The 21,003-nt window shown below is 66.7% G+C and carries 22 protein-coding genes; 14 read left to right on the top strand and 8 right to left on the bottom strand.

The window, feature by feature from the left end; all coding sequences use genetic code 11:
- Nucleotides 1–29: 29 nt before the first annotated feature.
- Nucleotides 30–503, top strand: coding sequence for a transcription elongation factor GreA (greA, locus tag LC092_RS19665; protein ID WP_224809290.1), 474 nt, complete (start codon nt 30–32; stop codon nt 501–503).
- Between the two features lie 589 nt (nt 504–1,092).
- Here the strand turns inward: greA and LC092_RS19660 are convergent.
- Nucleotides 1,093–1,569, bottom strand: a complete 477-nt coding sequence (locus tag LC092_RS19660) for an Lrp/AsnC family transcriptional regulator (protein WP_224809289.1) — start codon at nt 1,567–1,569, stop codon at nt 1,093–1,095.
- A gap of 181 nt (nt 1,570–1,750) precedes the next feature.
- On the opposite strand from LC092_RS19660, the gene LC092_RS19655 reads away from it, so the two are divergent.
- The 3 genes from LC092_RS19655 (at nt 1,751) to LC092_RS19645 (ending at nt 4,736) form a co-directional block, all read left to right on the top strand.
- Nucleotides 1,751–2,767, top strand: a complete 1,017-nt coding sequence (locus LC092_RS19655) for a mitochondrial fission ELM1 family protein (RefSeq protein ID WP_224809287.1) — start codon at nt 1,751–1,753, stop codon at nt 2,765–2,767.
- 63 nt (nt 2,768–2,830) lie between these two features.
- Complete coding sequence (trxB, locus tag LC092_RS19650; RefSeq protein ID WP_224809285.1) at nt 2,831–3,796, top strand: thioredoxin-disulfide reductase; 966 nt, start codon at nt 2,831–2,833, stop codon at nt 3,794–3,796.
- 43 nt (nt 3,797–3,839) lie between these two features.
- Nucleotides 3,840–4,736: a LysR family transcriptional regulator gene (locus LC092_RS19645; RefSeq protein ID WP_224809283.1), complete on the top strand. Its 897-nt coding sequence runs from the start codon at nt 3,840–3,842 to the stop codon at nt 4,734–4,736.
- Between the two features lie 473 nt (nt 4,737–5,209).
- Here LC092_RS19645 and LC092_RS19640 read toward each other — a convergent pair whose 3' ends face one another.
- Complete coding sequence (locus LC092_RS19640; RefSeq protein WP_224809295.1) at nt 5,210–6,268, bottom strand: alcohol dehydrogenase family protein; 1,059 nt, start codon at nt 6,266–6,268, stop codon at nt 5,210–5,212.
- 103 nt (nt 6,269–6,371) lie between these two features.
- Between LC092_RS19640 and LC092_RS19635 the strand changes: the two genes are divergently transcribed.
- Nucleotides 6,372–6,926: a TetR/AcrR family transcriptional regulator gene (locus LC092_RS19635; RefSeq protein ID WP_224809281.1), complete on the top strand. Its 555-nt coding sequence runs from the start codon at nt 6,372–6,374 to the stop codon at nt 6,924–6,926.
- Here LC092_RS19635 and msrP read toward each other — a convergent pair.
- The 6 genes from msrP to LC092_RS19605 all read right to left on the bottom strand — a co-directional run bounded on the left by msrP (nt 6,919) and on the right by LC092_RS19605 (nt 15,104).
- Entirely contained in the window at nt 6,919–7,887 is a 969-nt protein-coding gene (msrP, locus tag LC092_RS19630; RefSeq protein WP_224809279.1) for a protein-methionine-sulfoxide reductase catalytic subunit MsrP, read from the bottom strand. The two genes, LC092_RS19635 and msrP, sit on opposite strands and share 8 nt — an antisense overlap.
- A 117-nt stretch (nt 7,888–8,004) precedes the next feature.
- Nucleotides 8,005–9,144, bottom strand: a complete 1,140-nt coding sequence (locus LC092_RS19625) for a PQQ-dependent sugar dehydrogenase (protein ID WP_224809277.1) — start codon at nt 9,142–9,144, stop codon at nt 8,005–8,007.
- A gap of 63 nt (nt 9,145–9,207) precedes the next feature.
- Nucleotides 9,208–11,265, bottom strand: a complete 2,058-nt coding sequence (locus LC092_RS19620; RefSeq protein WP_224809275.1) for an elongation factor G — start codon at nt 11,263–11,265, stop codon at nt 9,208–9,210.
- A 549-nt stretch (nt 11,266–11,814) separates the two neighbouring features.
- A complete protein-coding gene (locus LC092_RS19615) occupies nt 11,815–13,014 on the bottom strand; it encodes a pyridoxal phosphate-dependent aminotransferase (RefSeq protein WP_224809273.1) in 1,200 nt (399 codons plus the stop codon).
- 92 nt (nt 13,015–13,106) lie between these two features.
- Complete coding sequence (locus tag LC092_RS19610) at nt 13,107–13,547, bottom strand: glyoxalase superfamily protein (protein WP_224809271.1); 441 nt, start codon at nt 13,545–13,547, stop codon at nt 13,107–13,109.
- Nucleotides 13,548–13,982: 435 nt separating this feature from the next.
- On the bottom strand, nt 13,983–15,104 hold the full coding sequence (locus LC092_RS19605) for a PAS domain-containing protein (RefSeq protein WP_224809269.1): 1,122 nt from the start codon (nt 15,102–15,104) through the stop codon (nt 13,983–13,985).
- 260 nt (nt 15,105–15,364) lie between these two features.
- Here LC092_RS19605 and LC092_RS19600 point away from each other — a divergent pair, with 260 nt between their 5' ends.
- The 9 genes from LC092_RS19600 to LC092_RS19565 form a co-directional block, all read left to right on the top strand.
- Complete coding sequence (locus LC092_RS19600) at nt 15,365–15,667, top strand: hypothetical protein (RefSeq protein WP_224809267.1); 303 nt, start codon at nt 15,365–15,367, stop codon at nt 15,665–15,667.
- Nucleotides 15,667–15,891 (top strand): hypothetical protein, encoded by a 225-nt coding sequence (locus LC092_RS19595; protein WP_224809265.1) that lies wholly within the window; start codon nt 15,667–15,669, stop codon nt 15,889–15,891. The genes LC092_RS19600 and LC092_RS19595 overlap by 1 nt, the downstream gene beginning before the upstream one ends.
- Nucleotides 15,892–16,310: 419 nt before the next feature.
- Entirely contained in the window at nt 16,311–16,721 is a 411-nt protein-coding gene (locus LC092_RS19590; RefSeq protein ID WP_224809263.1) for a DUF3775 domain-containing protein, read from the top strand.
- Between the two features lie 142 nt (nt 16,722–16,863).
- A complete protein-coding gene (locus LC092_RS21215) occupies nt 16,864–16,998 on the top strand; it encodes a hypothetical protein (protein ID WP_263627218.1) in 135 nt (44 codons plus the stop codon).
- A gap of 60 nt (nt 16,999–17,058) precedes the next feature.
- The gene (locus tag LC092_RS19585) at nt 17,059–17,970 is read left to right on the top strand and encodes a DMT family transporter (RefSeq protein WP_224809261.1); all 912 of its coding nucleotides are present in this window, start codon (nt 17,059–17,061) and stop codon (nt 17,968–17,970) included.
- Nucleotides 17,971–18,007: 37 nt separating this feature from the next.
- Nucleotides 18,008–18,988 (top strand): DUF1624 domain-containing protein, encoded by a 981-nt coding sequence (locus LC092_RS19580; protein WP_224809259.1) that lies wholly within the window; start codon nt 18,008–18,010, stop codon nt 18,986–18,988.
- Between the two features lie 108 nt (nt 18,989–19,096).
- Nucleotides 19,097–19,528 (top strand): hypothetical protein, encoded by a 432-nt coding sequence (locus LC092_RS19575; RefSeq protein WP_224809257.1) that lies wholly within the window; start codon nt 19,097–19,099, stop codon nt 19,526–19,528.
- A 119-nt stretch (nt 19,529–19,647) separates the two neighbouring features.
- Nucleotides 19,648–20,781: an anhydro-N-acetylmuramic acid kinase gene (locus tag LC092_RS19570; RefSeq protein WP_224809255.1), complete on the top strand. Its 1,134-nt coding sequence runs from the start codon at nt 19,648–19,650 to the stop codon at nt 20,779–20,781.
- A gap of 31 nt (nt 20,782–20,812) precedes the next feature.
- The coding region (locus LC092_RS19565; RefSeq protein ID WP_224809253.1) for a hypothetical protein at nt 20,813–21,003 on the top strand (191 nt) is incomplete at its 3' end.

Here is a 21,003-nt window from a genome sequence, read left to right as displayed (position 1 = left end):
GGCGCGCGCAGTGGAAGGGTCGGAGACCTATGGAAAAAGTTCCGATGACCGGCGCCGGCTACGCCATGCTGGAGAAAGAACTGAAGCAGCGCACGTCCGAAGAGCGTCCGCGCATCATTCAGGCGATCTCGGAGGCCCGCGCCCACGGCGACCTGTCGGAAAACGCGGAGTACCACGCCGCCAAGGAGCAGCAGAGCCTGAACGAGGGCCGCATCAGCGAGCTCGAGGACAAGCTCGGCCGCGCCGAGATCATCGACGTGAGCAAGCTGTCGGGTGACACCGTGAAGTTCGGCGCCACGGTGACCCTCGTCGACGAGGACACCGAGGAAGAGAAGAAATACATGATCGTCGGCGACGTCGAGGCCGACGTGAAGCTCGGCCGCATCTCGATCTCGTCGCCGATCGCCCGCGCGCTCATCGGCAAGGCCATCGGCGACACCGTCGAGGTCACCGCCCCCGGCGGCGCGCACGCCTATGAGATCATCAACGTCACCTACGGCTGACGCCAGCCCCGCGCCTCAACGGCGCTGACAAGACACAGACCGAAACGCCGCCCGGAAAATCTCCTGGCGGCGTTTTGCGTTGTGGGTCAGCCACTTGCGCTCAGTTGATCACGGCGCGTGCAAGATCGCTTAATCTTGTGCGCGATTTTGCGAAATTTGCTCGTCGAGTTGGCGATATTGATCGCGGTGCCGGTCGGAGCACGCGACCGCCCCGTTCCACCCCCATGACTGCAGCACCCAGCCTCGTCCCCGCACGCCCCGCACCGCCAAAACGGGGATAAAGTCGCCGTCACGCACCGGGCACGCGCACCTCGCAACGTCACGCTGCGCCCGGCTCCTCCGCGACATCCATCACCCGCGATATCCCCGCCCTAACCACCCAGCGTCGTCCCGAACCTGATTCGGGATCCATTGGCAACCTCAGCCGGGGCGGGGGAGCGAGGCGGGAGCGAGGCGGGAGCGATAGGTGCGATCATTTTGGTGGAGGCAGGGAGGCGCGCTCCGCACCTGGAATGCGGCCGTGTGCGGGTCTTCGGTTCAGCCGAAACCGGTCAGTGTCAACATGTCGTGATAAAGAGAGGGCCGCCCCTCACCCCAGTTCCTTCATCGGCACCACGGGGTCGTTCTTGGTCTGGCGGATGGTCAGCGCCGTGCGGACGCTGTCGACGTTGGGGGCGGCGGTGAGGTCGCGGATGATGAAGTTCTGGAAGCTTTGCAGGTCCGGCACCACGCATTTCAGCAGGAAGTCGACCTCGCCCGACAGCATGTAGCACTCGCGCACTTCCGGCCAGCCGTTCACCGTGTTTTCAAAGGCGATGAGATCGGCTTCGGTCTGGCTGTGCAGGCCGACCATGGCGAAGGCGGTGACCTCGTAGCCGAGCTGCTTTTCGTCGAGCAGCGTGCGGTAGCCGCGAATGAGACCGGCCTCCTCCAGCGCCCGCACCCGGCGAAGGCAGGGCGGCGCGGAAATTCCGACGCGGCGCGCAAGCTCCACATTGGTGATGCGTCCATCGGCCTGCAGCTCGTTCAAAATGTGCCAATCAATCGCATCGAGGCGGATTTTCACACTGGTCTCCTTCGCAAATCACTGGCACAGACGGGCGGCGCGCCGAGCGCGCATCAAGCCCGGCGCATGCATCACGCAGCGGCTTTCAGGATCCGCGCCGGGGGAGCGCGCGAACCCCGTCTTCTTTCTTAGCGGCTTATGATTTTTTGCGTAAGTCTGCAATAGTGTAACAACGAGCGGCATGAACAAGAAATATCACGAAAGCGAAACGGCTGTGGACGACGCGAGCATCTGGATCGTCAGCGACGGCAAGGCCGGCGACGAAACCCAGTGCATCGGTGTGGCCGATGCGTTGGGCAGGCCGTTCGAGATCCGCCGCGTCGCCCCGCGCGCGCCCTGGAGCTGGCTGATGCCCTGGGGCGGCATCGACCCGCGCGACGCGCCCGAAAAGCCCGGCTCCCCCATCGCGCCGCCCTTCCCCGACATCGCGATTGCCTCCGGCCGCCGGGCGGTCGCCTATCTGGCGCGGATCAAGCGCGACAGCGGCGGCCGCACCTTCACCGTGTTCCTCAAGGACCCGCGCATCGGCACCCGGGCAGCCGACCTGATCTGGGTCGCCGAACACGACAAGTTGCGCGGCGACAACGTGCTGGTGACGGCAAGCGGCCCGCATCGCTTCACCCAGGAGCGCATCGCGGCCGCGCGCGCCGATCCGCTGCCCGACATCGCCGCGCTTGAGCATCCGCGCGTCGCCGTGCTTGTCGGCGGCGACAGCCGAACCCACCGCTTCCTCGACCTCGACGTCGCCCGTTTCGCCGAGGGGCTGGCGCGCATCGCCGGCGCCGGCGCGCATTTGATGATCACGCCGTCGCGGCGCACGCCGGAAGCGCTCCTTGCAGCCCTTGCCGCTTACGCCGGGTCGACCGACCACCTGGTGTGGGACGGCACGGGCGAAAACCCGCTGCTTCAATATCTGGCCAATGCCGATGCCATCGTCGCCACCGCAGATTCCGCCAACATGATCGGCGAGGCGCTGGCGACCGGCCGGCCCATCCATGTGTTCCACCCCTCCGGCGGACACAGGAAGTTCAACGCGTTTCTGGAGGCATTGACGCGCATTGGTGCCGTCCACCCCTTCCCTGGGCCGTTGAAAACGACTACCTACGAGCCAATCGATTCAACCCCGCGGATCGCCCAGGCGATCAGATGGCGCTTTGCGGCGCATCGCGCCGGCACCCGGTACCAGGGCCGGATGTAACGGGCAGCCCGGCCAGCCAGGCCCAACCACCTTGAACTCCGCCTTGTGAAGGAGAGTGCGACCATGACCGAACAGCATCACAAGCTCCTGATCGTCGGATCGGGCCCGGCCGGATACACGGCCGCCGTCTATGCCGCGCGTGCCATGCTGGAACCGGCGCTCGTCACCGGCATCCAGCCGGGCGGCCAGCTGACGATCACCACCGAGGTCGAAAACTACCCGGGCTTCGCCGATCCGATCCAGGGCCCCTGGCTGATGGAGGAAATGCGCAAGCAGGCGGAAAACGTCGGCACGCAGATCATCTACGACACGATCCTCGAGGCCGACCTCTCCGCCCGCCCCGTGCGCCTGACCGGTGACAGCGGCACGGTCTACACCACGGATGCGCTGGTGATCGCCACCGGCGCCCAGGCGAAATGGCTCGGCATCCCGTCCGAGGAAGCCTTCATGGGCGCCGGCGTCTCGGCCTGCGCCACCTGCGACGGCTTCTTCTACCGCGGCAAGGAGGTGATCGTGGTCGGCGGCGGCAACACCGCCGTGGAAGAGGCGCTTTATCTCGCCAACCTCGCCTCCAAGGTCACGGTCGTGCACCGGCGCGACGAATTCCGCGCCGAACGCATCCTGCAGGACCGTCTCGAGAAGAACGACAAGATCGAGGTGATCTGGGACAGCGTCGTGGACGAGGTGCTTGGCGGCGGCACGCCGAAGGCGGTCACCGGCGCGCGGATCAAAAACGTGAAGACGGGCGAGACCCGCGAGATCGCCGCCGACGGTTTCTTTGTCGCCATCGGCCACGCACCGGCGGTCGAGCTCTTCAAGGACCAGATCCAGATGAAGCCGTCGGGCTATATCTGGACCGCGCCGGACAGTACGCAAACCTCGATCCCGGGCGTCTTCGCCGCCGGCGACGTCACCGACGAGATCTACCGCCAGGCGGTGACCGCCGCGGGAATGGGCTGCATGGCGGCGCTGGAAGCGGAGCGCTATCTCGCCGGGCTCGACGTTGCAGACGCCGAAGCAGCCGAATAGACTTCGCTTTCGTACAATAAATCTTGAAAAAAAGGCTGTCGCTGTGCCGTTGGACTGGGACAAACTCCGTATCTTCCATGCTGCGGCACAGGCCGGGAGTTTCACCCACGCGGGCGAGACGCTCAACATGAGCCAGTCGGCCGTCAGCCGTCAGGTCAGCGCGCTGGAACATGACCTCAAGGTTCCGCTGTTCCATCGCCACGCCCGCGGGCTGCTGCTGACCGAACAGGGCGAGGTGCTCTATCGCACCGCCCGCGAGGTCTTCATGAAGCTGGAGGCGGCGCAGTCGCGCCTGACCGACAGCCGCGAGAAGCCGAGCGGCGTTCTCAGGATCACCACCACGGTCGGCCTCGGCTCGACCTGGCTGACCCAGCGGCTGAACGAGTTCATCGACCTCTACCCGGAGATGGAACTCAGGCTCATTTTCGACGACGACGAGCTCGATCTCGGAATGCGCGAGGCCGATGTCGCCATAAGGCTACGCCAGCCGACCCAGCCGGACCTGATCCAGCGCAAGCTGTTCACGGTGCACTTCCACCTGTTCGCAGCGCCCTCCTACATCCAGCGCTTCGGCTCGCCGAAATCCATCGACGAGCTCGACGGTCACCGGATCATCACCTTCGGCGAGCACGCGCCGGCCTATCTGCGCGACATGAACTGGCTGGAAACGGCCGGCCTGCCGCCGGGCCAGCAGCGGCGCTGCGTGCTGCGCATAAACAACGTCGTCGCCATAAGGCGCGCGGTGGAACGCGGCATCGGCATCGCCATCCTGCCCGACTACATCAACGAGGAAGGCTCGGGCCTGGTGCAGCTTTTGCCCGAGGCGGACGTGCCGAGCTTCGACACCTATTTCGTCTATCCGTCCGAGCTGAAGAACACGGCGCGCATCACTGCCTTCCGCGACTTCCTGCTCGCCAAGGCGGAACGCTGGACGTTCTGAGCTCCAAAGCTGCGCAACGACGTGGTTTCGCTGCATCGCCGCATCGCCCGGCGGCGATGCCAGCAAGCGGCTGTGCGTGCCCGCGCGACCGCATTCCGCTGCGGAAGATTTCATCCCGGAAATTATGATAAAAATTCGGGCATTACGCTGAAAATTCAGACGTCTGGGTCGACCCCGCAAAACACAGGCGCAAGGCTCCGATCCAGATACGCGCAAAATGCATATCAGCAATGCAACACTGCTTCTTGAATAAGCACGTTGTGCACTGCATATAAGCAACAGGCTGTTGGTCTGCTTCGTCGCTACCTCCTCCCAGCGACGTGTGATGCGACCAGCTGTTCCCCTCTGGAAGGTGATTGCGCCACGATAGTGGCAAAATCAAATAACTGCCGGGTCTTCGGACCCGGCATTTTTTTTGGCCGGATTCCAGGGGACAGCAGCCGACCAGAAGTCTTTCCCGCCCTTAGCGTGCCTCACTCCCGGACCACAAGACAGATCTTTCCGACATGGACCTTCGACAGGAACGCTTCCTGGGCGGCGCGCAAGTCCTGCAGCGGATAGGTCCTGGCAACCACCGGGCGGATTTCTCCCGCCTCGATATAGCGGACGAGATCGGCAAAGACGCTGGCCGGCTGGTGGGTGCAGCCGAAGAAGGCAAGGTCGCGCAGATAGAGCGTACGCAGGTCCAGTTCCACGATGGGTCCCGCGATTGCGCCGGCCGTCACATAGCGCCCACCCGGATGCAAGGCCTCGACCAACGCCGGCCACCACGCGCCGCCGACAAGATCAAGAACCACGTCGAACGCCTGCGCGGGCGGCTCTGCATCGCGTGCCAGCACCTCGTCGGCACCGAGTTCGCGCAGCGCATCCACCTTCTGCGGGCTGCTCACGGCAGTAACATGGGCACCGCGACGCCGGGCCAACTGAACCGCAGCGGAACCGACACCGCCCGATGCCCCCGTCACCAGCACGCGCTCCGCCCCGAGCGAAGCCCGCTGAATCATCCCCTCCGCTGTTGAAAAAGCGCAGGGAAATGACGCCAGTTCCACGTCCGAAAGACCTGACTGAATAGCGACCGCATTCTCGGACGCAACGCACGTATACTCGGCGAAAGCGCCATCGCGTTCGGATCCGAACGTCGACGCGCCAACACCCGCGCCGGCTCCAGCTGCAGGCTGGACGGCGCGAACGAGCACCCTTTCCCCAACCCTGGCGGCAGGCACGTCGGTGCCGTGCGCGACGATCTCGCCGCAGCAATCAGCGCCCTGGATGCGGGGAAAGGACAGCGCCGCACCGGACCAGCCTCCATCCTTTTCGACCAGATCGCCGTAGCCCTTTGCCGCGCCCGACGCGGTGTCGCCGCGAATGGCCTTCGAATACCAACCCGTACGGGTGTTGACGTCGGTGTTGTTGATCGCGGCCGCGCCAACCCGGATCAGCACCTCCCCGGCCGCTGGGACGGGAACCGGCAGATCCTCGCGCCACTCCAGCCTGTCGAGCCCGCCATGGCCGGTCAGGACCATGCCCTTCATCATCCCCGGTATCGTCATCCTTGTCGCCTTTCGTCAGGTAGAATGATCACTCTACTTGCACAAGTAGAACAATCGCTCTACATCGTCAAGCATGACGGATACGATGACGAGGATAGCGGCGGGACTGGAGAGCGCCTTTGCGCGCCGGGGCTTTGCGGTGCCAAGCGTGGAAGATCTGCGCGACGCGGCGGGGGTGAGCTTGCGTACGCTCTACAAATACGCCCCCTCACGCGACAGGATGGTCCGTATTGCGCTCGAGCATCGTCATCGGCGCTATCTCGACCATGTCTTTTCGGATCTGCCGATGGGTCATGAGGCCGCGCTTGACGCCCTGTTCGAGCGTATCGGCCTGTGGATGGAGCGCGAGACCTCTCACGGCTGCCTGTTTCATGCAGCCGTGGCGGCCAACCCGGACAACAACGAACTGAAAGCGCTGCTTGAGCGGCACAAGTCGGAGGTCGCGGAACGCGCGGCCGGGGCGACGGGGCTATCCGGCCGAAAAATCGAATTGATGCAGGTCATCGAGGGATTGACCCAGAGCTGGCCGCTCTACAGGGAACGGGCAACGACCGGAGCCCGGCACCTCGGTGCGGCGCTTCGGCGCGCCGAGGTGCCGGGACCGTTTGATGCCAGGACGTCCTCTCCCTCCCTCACATGAAGAGCGCCTCGCCCTCCAGGTCCTTGTAGAGATGGGCGACCTGTTCGCCGTAGCCGTTGAAGAGGCGGGTGGGGACCCGCTCGTCGGTGGCGAGCAGGCGTTCCGTCGCCTGGCTCCAGCGCGGATGCGGCACCTCCGGGTTCACATTCGCCCAGAAGCCGTATTCCGCCGCCTGGATCTTCTCCCAAAAACTCACCGGCCGCTCGGCGGTGAAGGTGAAGCGCACGATCGACTTGATCGACTTGAAGCCGTATTTCCACGGCACGGCGAGGCGGAGCGGTGCACCGAACTGCTTGGCGAGCGGCTTGCCGTAGATCCCCGTCGCCATGAAGGCGAGCTCGTTGGTGGCTTCCTCGATGGTGAGTCCCTCGACATAGGGCCAGGGGTTCCAGGAGGCGCGCTGGCCGCTGGCCACCTCCGGATCGAAGAAGGTCTCCATGCGCAGGTATTTCGCGTCCGCCTGCGGGCCGGCGAGCTTGACGAGATCGGCAAGCGGAAAGCCCGACCAGGGCACGGTCATCGCCCAGGCCTCGACGCAGCGGTGACGGTAGACCCGCTCCTCCAGCTGCACCTTGGACAGGAGATCGTCGATGCCGATCGTTTGCGGATTGTCGCAAAGCCCGTCGATCTTCACCTCCCAGGGCCGGATCCGAAGCGCCTGGGCAGCACTTGCGATCTGCTTGTGCGATCCGAACTCATAGAAGTTGTTGTAGGTGGAGGAGATCTTCTCCGGCGTGATCGCCCGCTCAACCTGGTAGGCGTCGTTGCGCGCCACCGGATAGAGCGCAGCACTCGGATCCTCGGCGGCAAGGGCGGAGCGCGAAAACAGCGAGCCGCCGGCAACGCCGCTGGCGGCGGCGAACCCGAGACCGGCCAGGATCTGGCGGCGGTTGAGGAACACATGCTCCGGGGTGACCGAGGATTCGGGAAGATCCCAGCCGCGTTTTCGGATGATCGGCATGGCTGCCTGTCCTTTCAAGGTGCTGACGCTCTTGCCCTGTCGCATATACCTGTCCCGGCTCGCGGACAAATCAAGCCCGCTTGATCGCCGGTGAGCCGCAGGTGATGAAACGCCCGGTCACGGCGCGGCGGAGATCCGGTAGAGCGCGCCGTCGGCCTCGTCGGTGGAAAACCAGAGCGTTCCGTCAGGGCCGTTTCGCAGCGTGCGAATGCGGCCATAGTCGCCGACGAGCAGCCGTTCCTCTCCGGTCACCTTGCCGCCCTCGACCTCAAGCCGGGCGATCAACTGGTCCTTGAGCGCACCGACGAAGAGATCGCCCGTCCACGCGGGGACCGCATCTCCGGAATAAAACGCCATGCCCGAGGGCGCGATCGAGGGATCCCAATAATGCACCGGCTGCTCGAAGCCCTCGGCCGACGTGCCGACGCCGATCTTCGCGCCCGAATAGTGCCGGCCGTAGGAGATCATCGGCCAACCGTGGTTCTTGCCGGCTTCGGGGCGGTTGATCTCGTCGCCGCCGCGCGCGCCGTGTTCCACGGTCCACAGCAGCCCCGTATCGGGCTCAATGGCCGCGCCCTGGATGTTGCGATGGCCGGTGGACCACATCTCGGGAAGCGCCTTCGCGCCGTCGGCGAAAGGGTTGTCCGCCGGAATGCCGCCGTCGCGTGTCACGCGCAGCACCGCACCTGCGTGATCGAAGGGGTCCTGCGCGCGCTCCGCCTCGCCCCGGTCTCCGGTGGTCACAAACACCGTGCCGTCGGGCGCGGGAACGACGCGCGAGCCGAAATGCCGGCCGCCGCGCGTCTTCTTCTCCATGCGCGCGATCACCGTGACATCGGCGAGACGCACGGCATTGCCCTCGCGCTCAAGCCGCGCACGCGCAGCCGTCGTGCCGGCGCCACCCGACCCCGGCTCGGAATAGGTCAGGAAGATCTCGCCGGTCTCTGCGAAATCAGGGGCGACGACCACGTCGAGCAGCCCGCCCTGCCCCGAGGCGCGCACTTCGGGCACGCCGGCGACCTCGATGCGCCGGTCGAGGCCGGCGGAGATCCAGACCATCCGCCCGTCGACCTCGTTCACCAGCAGCGAACCGTCGGGCAGGAAGTCGAACCCCCAGGGGTAGTCGAGATCGTCGACCATTTTCGTCACGGTGAACCTGGCGGAGGCCGCCTCGTGCACCTGTTGCGCGAGCGCCTGCGGCAGGCTCGCCAGCGCGACGACGCCTGCAAGAACGAAAGCTGAAACCGGAAACCGCATGAAACTCCTCCTGTCGAGCCGTGCCCCGAAGGAGAAGGTAGGCGCGCGGCCTCCGGTTTCCAGTCACGCAGCCTTTGCGGCGCGGCGGGCGCAGACCTCGTCGGCGGCCTTGCCGTTCAGCTCCGCCAGATGGTCGAAACTGCGGGTGAAGCTCGCAACCCCTTGCGTCGCCGAGCGCAGCTCGACGATGAGGTCGGCGGTTTCAGCCGTGGGCATCATCGCGCGCACCTCGTCCCAGCCGGGCCAGCCCGGACGGGCATCGAAGCCGAGCAACTGGCCGCGCCGGGCGGAGACGATACCGTTGATCCTGGGCGTCGCCTCGCTCGGACAACGGATCGTCACCAGGTCGACAGGTTCGAGCAGCACCGGCCTGCACTTGGGCAGGCCCTCGCGCATCGCCTGGATCGCGGCCATGCGAAACGCCTGGTCGGAGGAATCGACGCTGTGGAACGATCCGTCGGTCAGGGTGACGCCGAGATCCACCACCGGAAAGCCCAGCGCCCCGTGGCGGATCGCCTCCTCCACCCCCGCACGCACCGCCGGAATATATTGCTTGGGAATGACGCCGCCGGTGATCGTGTCGGTGAAACTGAAGCCCTCGCCGCGTTGCAGCGGATGGATATCGAGCGCCACGTCGCCGAACTGCCCGTGCCCGCCGGACTGCTTCTTGTGGCGCGCACGCACCGAGGCCGAGCCGCGTATCGTCTCGCGGTAGGGCACGCCGGGCGGCGCCGTCTCGACCGCGAGACCGTATTTGCCGGCAAGCCGTTCGACAGCCACTCGCAAGTGCATTTCCCCCTGCCCCTGAAGCAGCGTTTCGCCGGTCTCGGGCGCGTGGACCACGCTCAGCGAGGGATCCTCCTCGGCAAGCTTTGCAAGGGCGGCGTTGAGCTTCACCTCGTCGCGGCGTTCGGCCGGGGAGACGGCGAGGCCGAGCACCGGGATTGCCTCCACGGCCGGCAGCAGGGCCGCATCGACCGGCGCGCTGCCCAGCGTCTCGCCGGTCGCGACCCCCTCCAGTTTGCCGAGCCCCACGGTATCGCCGGGACCGGCGGCCTCGCGCTTTGTCGCCTGCTGTCCCATCAGCCGGAAGAGGCCGGACACCCTGGCAACGCTGCCGTCGCTGCGCGTCAGCGTGTCGGCATCGGCGACACGGCCGCTGAGCACGCGGACCAGCGACAGCTTGCCGGCATGGGGCGTATGCAAGGTCTTGAGCACCTGCACCACGGTCACCGCCGCCCCGTCCTCAAGCCCGAGCCGCGCAAGGGTCTCCTCCACCCCCGGCGTCTCGTGCCGCAGCGCCTTGAACAACCGGCCGATGCCATTGCCGTGGTCGGCGGAGCCAAAGAACACCGGGCAGACCAGCCCCTCGCGGGTCTCGCGCGCGAGATCGGTGAAGATCCGCTCCGGGTCCGGCGCCAGATCCTCCAGCAGCGCCTCCATCAGCGCGTCGTCGTGATCGGCCAGCGTTTCCAGCATGGAAAACCGCGCCTCGACCTCGCGCGCCATCGCCTCGTCGGGAATGTCGATGATCTCGCTCGGCGCGTGCTCGCGGTAGACATGGGCCCGCTCCAGCGCCAGATCGATGTAGCCGGTGGCAATGCCGTCCTTCCAGATCGGCACCTGGCGCAACAGCAGCGGCACGGCGGAGGCCGGCTGCAGCATCGCCAGAACCTCGCGGATCCGGCTTGCGGTGCGGTCGATCTTGTTGACGAAGACAAGCCGGGGAATGCCGCGCTCCTCCAGCTGCTTCAGGATGAGCTGCAGGGCGGGCACCTTCTTCTCGTCCGCCTCGACGACGACGACGGCGAGATCGACGCCGGCGAGCACGCCGGCCGTTTCGCCGAGAAAATCGACGGCTCCGGGACAGTCGAGGAAGGTGAAGGGATCGTCCATGAAGACGGTCTCGGCCGCATTGACCTCGACGCTCATGGCATGGGCGCGCGCTTCCGGCGCGCCGTCGCCGACGCTGTTGCCGGCCGAAACGCTGCCCTGCCGGGAAATCGCGCCGGAGCGGGCGAGAAGGGCCTCCAGCAGCGTGGTCTTGCCGCTGCCCGAAGGACCGAGAATTGCGATGCATCGTGGCCGGGCGCCGCCGGCCGTTACCCTGTTGCCGTTCATGGGACCACTCCCTCTCCCGGCCATGTTGGAGTACCGGCAGGGGCCGCGAGAGGCGACCGATCCGGCAGACGAGCCCAGGACCGGGGCACGGCGATGACCGGGTCGGACCGCACGCCGGCGCAACCACCTGCAAACTGCAGGTGACGAGTAAAGCCCGCCGACAGCCGACGGGCCATTATCGTCGCGCCGAAACCGGGCCAGACGCAAGGAAATCCGTTGCCGCAGCGCAGCACGGGTCGGCGCGCGAGAGCCGGGCCGAAACGCAAAAAGCCGGCGGGTCGCCCCGCCGGCCGAGCGTGATGACAGTCTCCGAAGGAGCGTCCTCCCGGCCGAATGCAATGAGAGCCGGGATCGGAGAGGCACTGCCTGTCGGCGTCTCTCAGCCTCAGGAAATACAGGCTTCGGCTCTCCGATACCGGGTCGCGCTGACGCTTGCCCGGTATGACGCCTGGAGCAGCTCCGACCTTGTCTGCACAGCAAAAAGCCGGCGGGTCGCCCCGCCGGCTTTCAAGACCTCAACGCGGTCGCGCAGTCCGGACCGCGCGCGCCTTACTTCAGGTTCGCGCAGAAGCGCTGGATGCGCTCGCAGGCCTGTTCCAGCGCTTCCGTGGAGGTCGCGTAGGAGATGCGGAAGTTGGGGCCAAGGCCAAAGGCAGACCCATGGACGACGGCGACGCCCTCGGTTTCCAGCAGCTCGGTGACGAAGTCCTCGTCGGTCTCGATCACCTTGCCCGACGGCGCGGTCTTGCCGATGGTGCCGGCGCAGGACGGGAAGACGTAGAAGGCGCCTTCCGGCACCGGGCAGTCGATGCCCTTCGCCTGGTTGAGCATCGACACGACGAGATCGCGGCGGCCCTTGAAGACCTCGTTGTTGGCCGGGATGAAGCCCTGCGGACCCGACAGCGCCTCGACGGCCGCCCACTGCGCGATGGAGCAGGGGTTGGAGGTCGACTGCGACTGGATCTTGGCCATCGCCTTGATCAGCTCGGCCGGACCGCCGGCATAGCCGATGCGCCAGCCGGTCATGGCATAGGCCTTGGACACGCCGTTGACCGTGAGCGTACGGTCATAGAGGCCCGGCTCGACCTGCGCGGGCGTGGTGAACTCAAAGTCGTCGTAGACGAGATGCTCGTACATGTCGTCGGTCATCACCCACACATGCGGGTGACGCATCAAAACGTCGGTGATCGCCTTCAGGTCCGCGCGCGAATAGCCCGCGCCCGAGGGGTTCGACGGCGAGTTGAAGATCACCCACTTGGTCTTCGGCGTGATCGCGGCTTCCAGCGCCTCGGGCGTGATCTTGAAGGTCGTCTTGTCGGCCTCCACGATCACCGGCTCGCCGCCGGCGAGCAGCACCATGTCCGGATAGCTGACCCAATAGGGCGTGGGAATGATCACCTCGTCGCCCGGATTGATCGTCGCGATCAGCGCGTTGTAGAGCACCTGCTTGCCGCCGGTGCCGACGGTGATCTGGCTGGTCTCGTAGGTCAGGCCGTTCTCGCGCTTGAACTTCTCGACGATCGCCGCCTTCAGCTCGGGAATGCCGTCGACGGCGGTGTATTTGGTCTTGCCGTCCTCGATCGCCTTGATCGCGGCCGCCTTGATGTTGTCCGGCGTGTCGAAGTCGGGCTCTCCGGCGCCGAGGCCGATCACGTCGCGGCCGGCAGCCTTGAGTTCCCGCGCCTTGTTGGTCACGGCGATGGTGGCGGAGGGTTTGACGCGTGCGAGCGCGTCGGCGATGAAGGCCATTGGGATCTCCCGGTAAATGGGCATGAAGTGCAGGCCGCGAGACTACTTCCGCGCGGTATCGCGCGCAAGGCCGCAACACCCGCCATCACACCCTAGTCCGGCGCTCCGATCTCGATCCGCAGATGCGCGATTCCCGCCGACGTGCGCTCGCGGGAGTATCCGCCGGGACCGACCAGCCCCCTGATCCGGCGGCGAAGATTGGAAAACCCGTCGAAGGAAACGACGTCCACGGGGGCGTCCAGATCGAGTACCATCCGCACCCAGCCGGGACGCAAGGCCTCCGCATCGACGACGCGCGCGGTGAAGGGCTGCGCCAGATAGGTCCCCGATACGCGCCCACCCCGTGCCCAGGTCGCCGGCGGACGGTCGTCGATGGCTGCGTGAAAGGCGTTCCAGTCGCGAAAGCCGTGCGCCCGCGCCACGCGCTCAAGCGCCTCGGCATGGCCGATCCGGATGCCGCGTTCGCCAAGCCTGGCGCGCAACCGCCGGGCGGCGGCCTTGGCCTCCGATCTCGTCGACAAAGCGGCGCTCATCGTCTGCCCTCCGGATCCGTGCGATACAGGCCGAGGCGGCGCGAGGGATGTCGCGCGTTGGCGGCCAGCACCACCAGCGTGAGACCGAAAAGCAGCGCTTCGGCGGTCGGCCAGCAAGCCGTTCATTCCCATCACGAAGATGATGGGAAGCGGGTCCTGACGTAGATGGACCCCAGCGGGCCCTCGAGAAACATGTTGGAGGCGGTCTTCGGCACTGTCCCGGTTTCCTCTTGCAGACATCACGCAAGAACTGGACAGGCACCCGCATTCCCATCCGCGCGATACGCTTGGAGGATCGTTCAAGGACAGATGTGCAGAACTTCACCGGGACGAAAGGTCAGCGGGCGGCAGGCGTCGGCAGGCCTTTCCGGGAGGTAGCCGAAGTCGGGTCTCCGGTCAACGCCCGAAAGAAGTGCCCGCGCCGCCCGTGCACCCTCAGTGCTTGCTTTCGATCACCAGATATTGGCCCTGGCCCTGGCCGCTGTCGACCACGCTCGCCCTGAGCCGCTTGCTGCGCGATACGCCGTCGAAACCGCTGACGGTCGCCTGAAGCGGCGTCGAGCTGCTCTTGCGGGCATGCTCGATCAGCGAAACGAAGGTGCGCGGATGCAGCATGGTCTCGGTGATCGGGGCCGATTCCATCATCTGCTCGGTGATGGCGAAGGTCTTGCGTGCCGCCTTGTTGGCGGAAATCAGCATGCGCGTCTTGAGATCGACGACCAGCAGCGGCGCATGCACCAGATTGAAGATCTGCTGAAAGTCGACGGCGCAATCGTTCACCTTCTCGGCGGAGAACACCACGCCGCCAAGGCCCGACGACACCCGGAAGGGGATCAGGTCATAGGTCAGCGTCATGGAATCGCCCGACGCCAGGAAGAACCGCTTGTTGCCGTCAACCGGCGCGCGGCGCGCCAGCGTCGTCAGCACCACGGAGGTCAGCGTCTTGCCGACCCGGTTGGGAATATGGGCAATGTTGCGACCGATGCACAGCGACGGATCGGCGATGTGGAAGAGGTCGTAGAGCGCCTGGTTGGCGTAGCGCAGGTAGCCGAAACTGTCGACGACGAGCACCGCCTTCTCGCTGCCCTCCACCAGGTGGCGGATCAGCGGGGCGACGCCGCGCACCGCCGTGCCGGTCGCCTCGTCCTCGGCATCCGTGCCGGAGACCGCGATGACGAAGGTGCGTCCGCCTTCCGCCTGATAGCGCGTGGCGATCAGCGACAGCCCGTTGCCCAGGTCGTCGCCGCCAAGCTCGACCGGGCCCGCGGTCCCGTATTTCACCGCATGCTGGATCAGGCTGAGGATCTGCTTCTGGTCGTTTTGCGCCAGGTTGCGCAAGGCGCTCGACAGATTGGCCTCGTTGAGACCGGCGATATGCTCGAAGTCGAGCGAGGGCGATTCCATCCACACCAGCTTCTTGGTCTGGACATCGACCATGAAAAACCCGAGGCCGGCGAGCGACAGGGCCGCATTGCCGTCGGCGCCGCCCGACGCCCTGGCTCCCGCTTCCGCCTTTCCGCTGGAGGCGTGCCGTTCGACCTTTTCCACTGCGCTCATGTTCTGTCTTCCGCTTGTCGCAACGCCCCGGCGGCCCGCACAGGGGCGGCCAGCCGGTTGCCGTTCGCGCACCTTGGCAAAAAGCTCCTGCGATTCCGTAAAGGAGACCGGCGCAAAACCGGACGCCCGCGTTCATAAGTGTGAACGCCGCCACGGTTACGCCGCGAAATGACACAGGAAGCGCCCGATTGACGGCCCGGCCAAGCCCCTTTCACGGGTCAGGATCCCACCATCGACCCAACGGGATGTTTCGGAGTTTCATGATGCGTACCTCTCGCCAGCCAGACCGCCAGACAGGTCACCAGACAGGCCGCAAATCCAGGGGCCTGCGCTCCCGCATCGTCCACGCGGCGGCCATCGTGCTTGCCGGTGCCGTGCCCGCCCTGCTGATCGCCTCCAGCGCCCGCGCCGCCGGCGCCACCCCCGCAGATGACTGGGCGATCGGCCTTCTGGCACTGTCCTTCGGGTCAATGCTCCTGCTGCTCTCGGTCTTCGCCCGGCGCCTGACCCGCAGCCTGAGGGCCGGCGCCGCCCGCCACGACCTGAACCGGAGGGACATGTGATGCGCCTGATCCGACGCACCGGCTTTTCCACAACACCGCACTGGACGTCCCAGGGCGACGAGACGCGCGACACGGCAGCACTCCATCTGGCCGCGGCCGTCGCCCTCGGCCTGCTGTTCGCCGGCTCGCTGACACTCTTCGGCGGACCGCTGACCGACGGCATCAAGGCGCTTGGCCCAGACGCCGCGACCAAGGCGCAGATGGCCGATCCCGGCCGGTTCTGACGCCACCCCTCCTCCTCACCGCCGCCGTTTCCGGACGCGGACCGCTCGATTGCGAAGCGGTCCGCGTCCTTTCGGGTTCGGTTTCCGAATTCCCGTTTCGAGACCGTTCCGCCAGGCCGGCCCGCTGCCGGCCGGCAATCGCCGCAGGCGCCGGTTCGCTCGCGCGCGACACACCGCCTCTGGCATTTGGCCTGTCCGGAGCGTAGGTTGAGCGCAGTCGCAAACGTCCGGTTTTGCAGGCCCGATTCTGGAAGAGTCGGATCCGGCAAAGTCGGATCTGGCAGGGTCGATGGCCTTGCGCTGGATCAAGGTTGAAGCGGTGCCCGCGCGGCATGGTGCATTCACCCGCCGGCGCGGCGGACGAACCACAACAGGCAAGGCGGGGCTGCGGTCCCGCACACGAATTGGAGTATCGGACCATGGCGGTCGATCTGTCCCTCTCTCCGGCAACGCTGCGGATGCTCGTGCAAAAAGGCCGGGCGGCCGCAGCCACGATCGAAGACGGTTTCGAGGACGGTCGCGACCGCGAGATCGAGTTCGACACCGATACGCTGCAGGACAGCCATGCGCACGACGGCCTGGCCGAGGAAGAATCAGAAGACCTTTCGAGCGAGGAACTGATCGAGCTGATCGAGGATCTCAACGTCGACGAGGCGGCCGAAGTCGTGGCGATCGTCTGGATCGGGCGGGGCGATTTCGACGCCTCCGATTTCGAGCAGGCCGTGGAGGAGGCGCGCGACCGAGCCGTCGGATCGACCGCCAAGTATCTGAGCGGAATGCCGCTTTTCGCGGACCACCTCGAAGCCGGCCTCGACGCGCTGGAATTGTGATCGCCGGCGCAGCGGGCGCGAGTGCGCCCTTCCTCCCGCGTTTCCTGCGGATAAGCGGCGCGGTCCGCCCGGGACCCTCTTTACAGTTTGTTAACCATACCGCCTATCATTGGGTTCCGACGGACACTGGCGGAGACACTTCATGAGGTTTTCGGACCGCACCCGAACGGATACGCTTCTGGCTCGCAAGGCGTCGCCCTGGCCCCTTGCCCTGACCATCACGAGCGCGGCGCTGACGCTCACGCTCGTCATCTGTTTCGCATTTCCCAACGGCTGACCCGGACCGACCGGCACGGGAATGCTTGCCTGCGCATGCGCGTTAGGGTAGCGCAAGTGCATGAGCCGTCCCGTCGCCAATCTCCTGTTGTTGCTCGCCGCCCTGATCTGGGGATCAGCCTTCGTTGCCCAGTCGACGGCCATGCGCGACTTGGGCCCGCTGACCTTCACCGGCCTGCGCTTTCTGATCGCCGCCATCGTCGTCGCGCCTTTCGCGATCCGCGAGCATGCCAACCGAAGCCTCGCCCCGCTGACGCACGGGCAAATGCTGCGCTTCACCGGGCTCGGGCTGGTGTTCTTTCTGGCCATCGCCCTGCAACAGACCGGCATGACGGTGACCACCGTCACCAATGCCGGCTTCCTGACCGCCATCTATGTGGTGCTGACGCCGATCCTGGGGTTGCTGGCCTTCAAGGAGCGTCCGCATGCGGTCGTCTGGCCGGCCGCTCTCGTCACGCTCGCGGGCATCTGGCTGCTTGGCGGCGGCGGGATCGACCGGCTCAACGCCGGCGACCTCCTGATGATCGTCTGCGCTGTCTTCTGGGCGCTGCATGTCTGCCTGCTGGGCGGCATGGCCGCCTCCAGCGGCCGGCCCCTGACCCTGTCCGCGTGGCAATTCGCGGTCGTCGGCATCGTCGCGATCGTTCCGGGCCTCATTCTGGAACCCGTCTCGCTTCAGGCCATCGCCGCCGCCGGCCCGGAAATCCTCTACACAAGCATCTTTTCCGGCGGCCTCGCCTATACGCTGCAGACGATCGGACAGCGCTGGACACGCGCAGGCGACGCCGCCATCCTGCTGTCGTCGGAAGCGCTCTTCGGTGCGCTGTTCGGCGCGCTGCTGCTTGGCGAAAGGCTGACGTTTGCAGGCCTTGTCGGCTGCATGCTGATCTTCCTCTCGATCGTCGCGGTGCAGGTCGTGCCGATCATCGGATGGTCGCGCCTGCGCGCGCGGATCCGGATGCGCGGCGCCTGACGGCAGAGGCCCGACAGCCGAGGGGCAAGGAAGCACGATGCAGCATCAATCCGCAACCGCCGGGCACACCGGGAGACTGGATGTCTTCGACATCGCCCGCGGCCTCGCGCTGCTGGCGATGGCCGTCTACCATCTCGCCTGGGACCTGAGCTGGTTCTCGCTGGTCGACTGGCAGGTCGCCAAGGACCCGGGCTGGCGGGGCTTTGCCATCTCCATCGCGGCGAGCTTCCTGTTCCTCGTCGGCGTCAGCCTGGCGCTGGCGCATCAAGACGGCATCCGTTGGCGGGCGGCCTCCATGCGAATCGGCCGGATCGCACTGGCAGCAAGCGCCATCAGCCTCGGCACGTTCTTCGCGCTTGGCGACGAATTCGTCCGCTTCGGCATTCTGCATTCGATTGCCGTCGGCTCGCTCGTTGCCCTCCCCTTCGTGCTCGCGCCGGCCTGGGCAACGCTTGCCGCAGCCCTTGCGGTCTTCGTCCTGCCACGCTTCGTGGCGGTCTCCTTTCCCGGCGATGAATGGGCGATGTGGACCGGCCTCACGCAGGACCCGCCGCTGTCGGTCGACTATGTGCCGCTCTTTCCCTGGCTTGCCGCGATCCTCGCCGGCATCGCCGCCGTCAGGCTGCTGCGCGGCAAAGCGCCCTGGGCCTTGCTCGCCCGCATTCGCGCCGGCGGGCGGTTCACGCGCGTCATGGCCCTTGCCGGCCGGCATTCGATGCTCGTCTATCTGCTGCACCAGCCCATTCTCTTCGGCTCGGTCTGGGCGCTGGTCACGCTCGGTCTCGTGCCCGACGGCACCGACCGCGCCTTCCTGGAGCAATGCACCGCATCCTGCTCCATCGCCCGCGACGGCCCGACATGCGAACGCATCTGCAGCTGCACGCTGGAGACCATGCGCGGCGACGGCGCCTGGGAGCGCCTGCTTGACGCGCCGCAGGACCCGGCCCTCAATGCCACGCTGAACGAGCGCTATGCGGCCTGCTTCGAGACCCTGCCGCCGGACGCGCCGGCGAACTGACGCACGACCGGCCGATGCGTGACGGCCGTCACAGTCGGGACACGCGCTCCGGGGTACGCAGGATGCAACGAAACACGCAGCAAACGCGGACCGACGACTGGGGGCACCATGCGAACCGACACTTTCCTGAAGATCCTGACCGTCTGCGCGGCGCTGCTGCCGGGCGCAGCCCTCACCGCGACCCCGGCAAGCGCCGACAGCTGCTGGACCCACAACGGCTCCTTGATGCGGCTGAAGGCCGACGGCAACCGCCGCTGGTTCCTCTATGAAGCGCCGCGTCCGGTGTTGCGTGACGCCGGGGTGACCACCGGCACGCTGCTGTTCGAGGGCGTCAAGCGCGGCAACTGGTACGAAGGCACGGCGCGGGTGTTCTCCCGTGCCTGTCCGGGCCAGCCGCAGATCTATGCGGTCGCAGGCCCGGTGCGGGCGGACCAGTTGCAGGTGACGCTGACGGGCCGGCGCAACATCAACCGCCAGTGCCATCCGAGCGACCGGGTCACCACCGACACGCTCGTCTTCACCTATTCACACCGCTGCTAGCCGGGATCGGCCGCCTGCGCGTCTCCGCGCATTGATCGCAACCCGCGAATTGCCGCAAACTCACCCCACACCTCCCTTCGGCGGGCAACCGCCCGATTGCACACAAGGAACATTTTCGCATGACGTCGCCCTGGTCGATCGGTCTGATGACCGGAACCGTTCTCGACGGCAATATCGACATCGCCGCCCTGCGCAGCGACGGCGAGACCATTGCCGAGTTCGGCCCCTGGCGGCTTGCGCCCTATCCGGCCGACCTCAAGCCGCTCTTGCAGGAAACGCTGCGCGTTGCCGCCGACTGGGGGTTCGAGGGGCCGGAGCCGGAGATCTTCCGCGAGGCGGAGGAGCGGGTGACGCAGGCACAGAGCGAGGCCGTCGCCGCCTTCCTGGACGATTTCGGGCTGACGCCCGCCGATGTCGCCGCCGTCGGCTTTCACGGCCAGACGGTGCTTCACCGCGCGCCCGCACCGGGATTGCCCGGACGCACCCGCCAGCTCGGCGACGGCCGCGCCATGGCCGACCGGCTCGGCATCGCCGTGGTCAATGATTTCCGCAGCGCCGACATGGCCGCCGGCGGCCAGGGCGCGCCACTGTCGGCGATCTATCACGCGGCCCTTCTCAAGCAGATCGGCGCGGATCCGTCGACCGCCGTGCTCAATCTCGGCGGTGTCGCCAACATCACCTTTGTCGATGCCGACGGCCGCCCGCATGCCTTCGACACCGGTCCGGCCAATGCGCCGCTGAACGACTGGATCGTCGACCACGGCCTTGGCGACATGGACCGCGACGGCCGGATCGCGGCAAGCGGCACGGTCGACGAGACGCGGCTGGCGCAGTTGCTCGAGCATCCCTATCTCGTCGCGCCCTATCCGAAGTCGCTCGACCGCAACTCCTTCACCAGCGCAATGGCCAAGGGGCTTTCCGCCGCCGACGGCGCGGCAACGCTCACCGCCTTTTCCGCCGCCGCCGTCGGGCGCGGCCTCGACCTCCTGCCAAGCCGCCCGACGCGGCTGGTGGTCTGCGGCGGCGGCCGGCGCAATCCGCGCATGCTGGAGGCGCTCGGCCACCGCGCCGGCGTGGAGGCGGTGTCGGCAGAGACGGTCGGCTGGCGCGGCGATGCCATCGAGGCGGAGTGTTTCGCCTTTCTCGCCGCGCGCTCCCTGCGCGGCCTGCCGATCTCCTTTCCGCTGACCACCGGCGTGCCCGCGCCGCTTGCCGGCGGCGTCTGCCATGCCCTTACGGAAAACGCCCGATGAGTGCGCAGGACAAAACCCGATGGAGGCGGCAATGACCCTTCGCGCGCCGTCAAAGGGCTCCGCCGCCTTCGACCCGATCGGCGAGGCGCTGCGCCACGAGACCGCCGGCGAGATGGCCGCAACCCTCGGCCGGCTGACGGCGGTGCTGGCCGGCGCGCTGGCGAGCCTGGAGCGGGCGCGCGCCGCCGCCGAAACCGCGGATCCGGCCGGGCGGAGCGCGGC

The sequence above is a fragment of the Stappia stellulata genome (assembly GCF_020176715.1).
GTDB lineage: Bacteria > Pseudomonadota > Alphaproteobacteria > Rhizobiales > Stappiaceae > Stappia.
The sequence above is the reverse complement of the archived record's forward strand: the minus strand, read 5'-3'. Positions and strand labels throughout refer to the sequence as shown.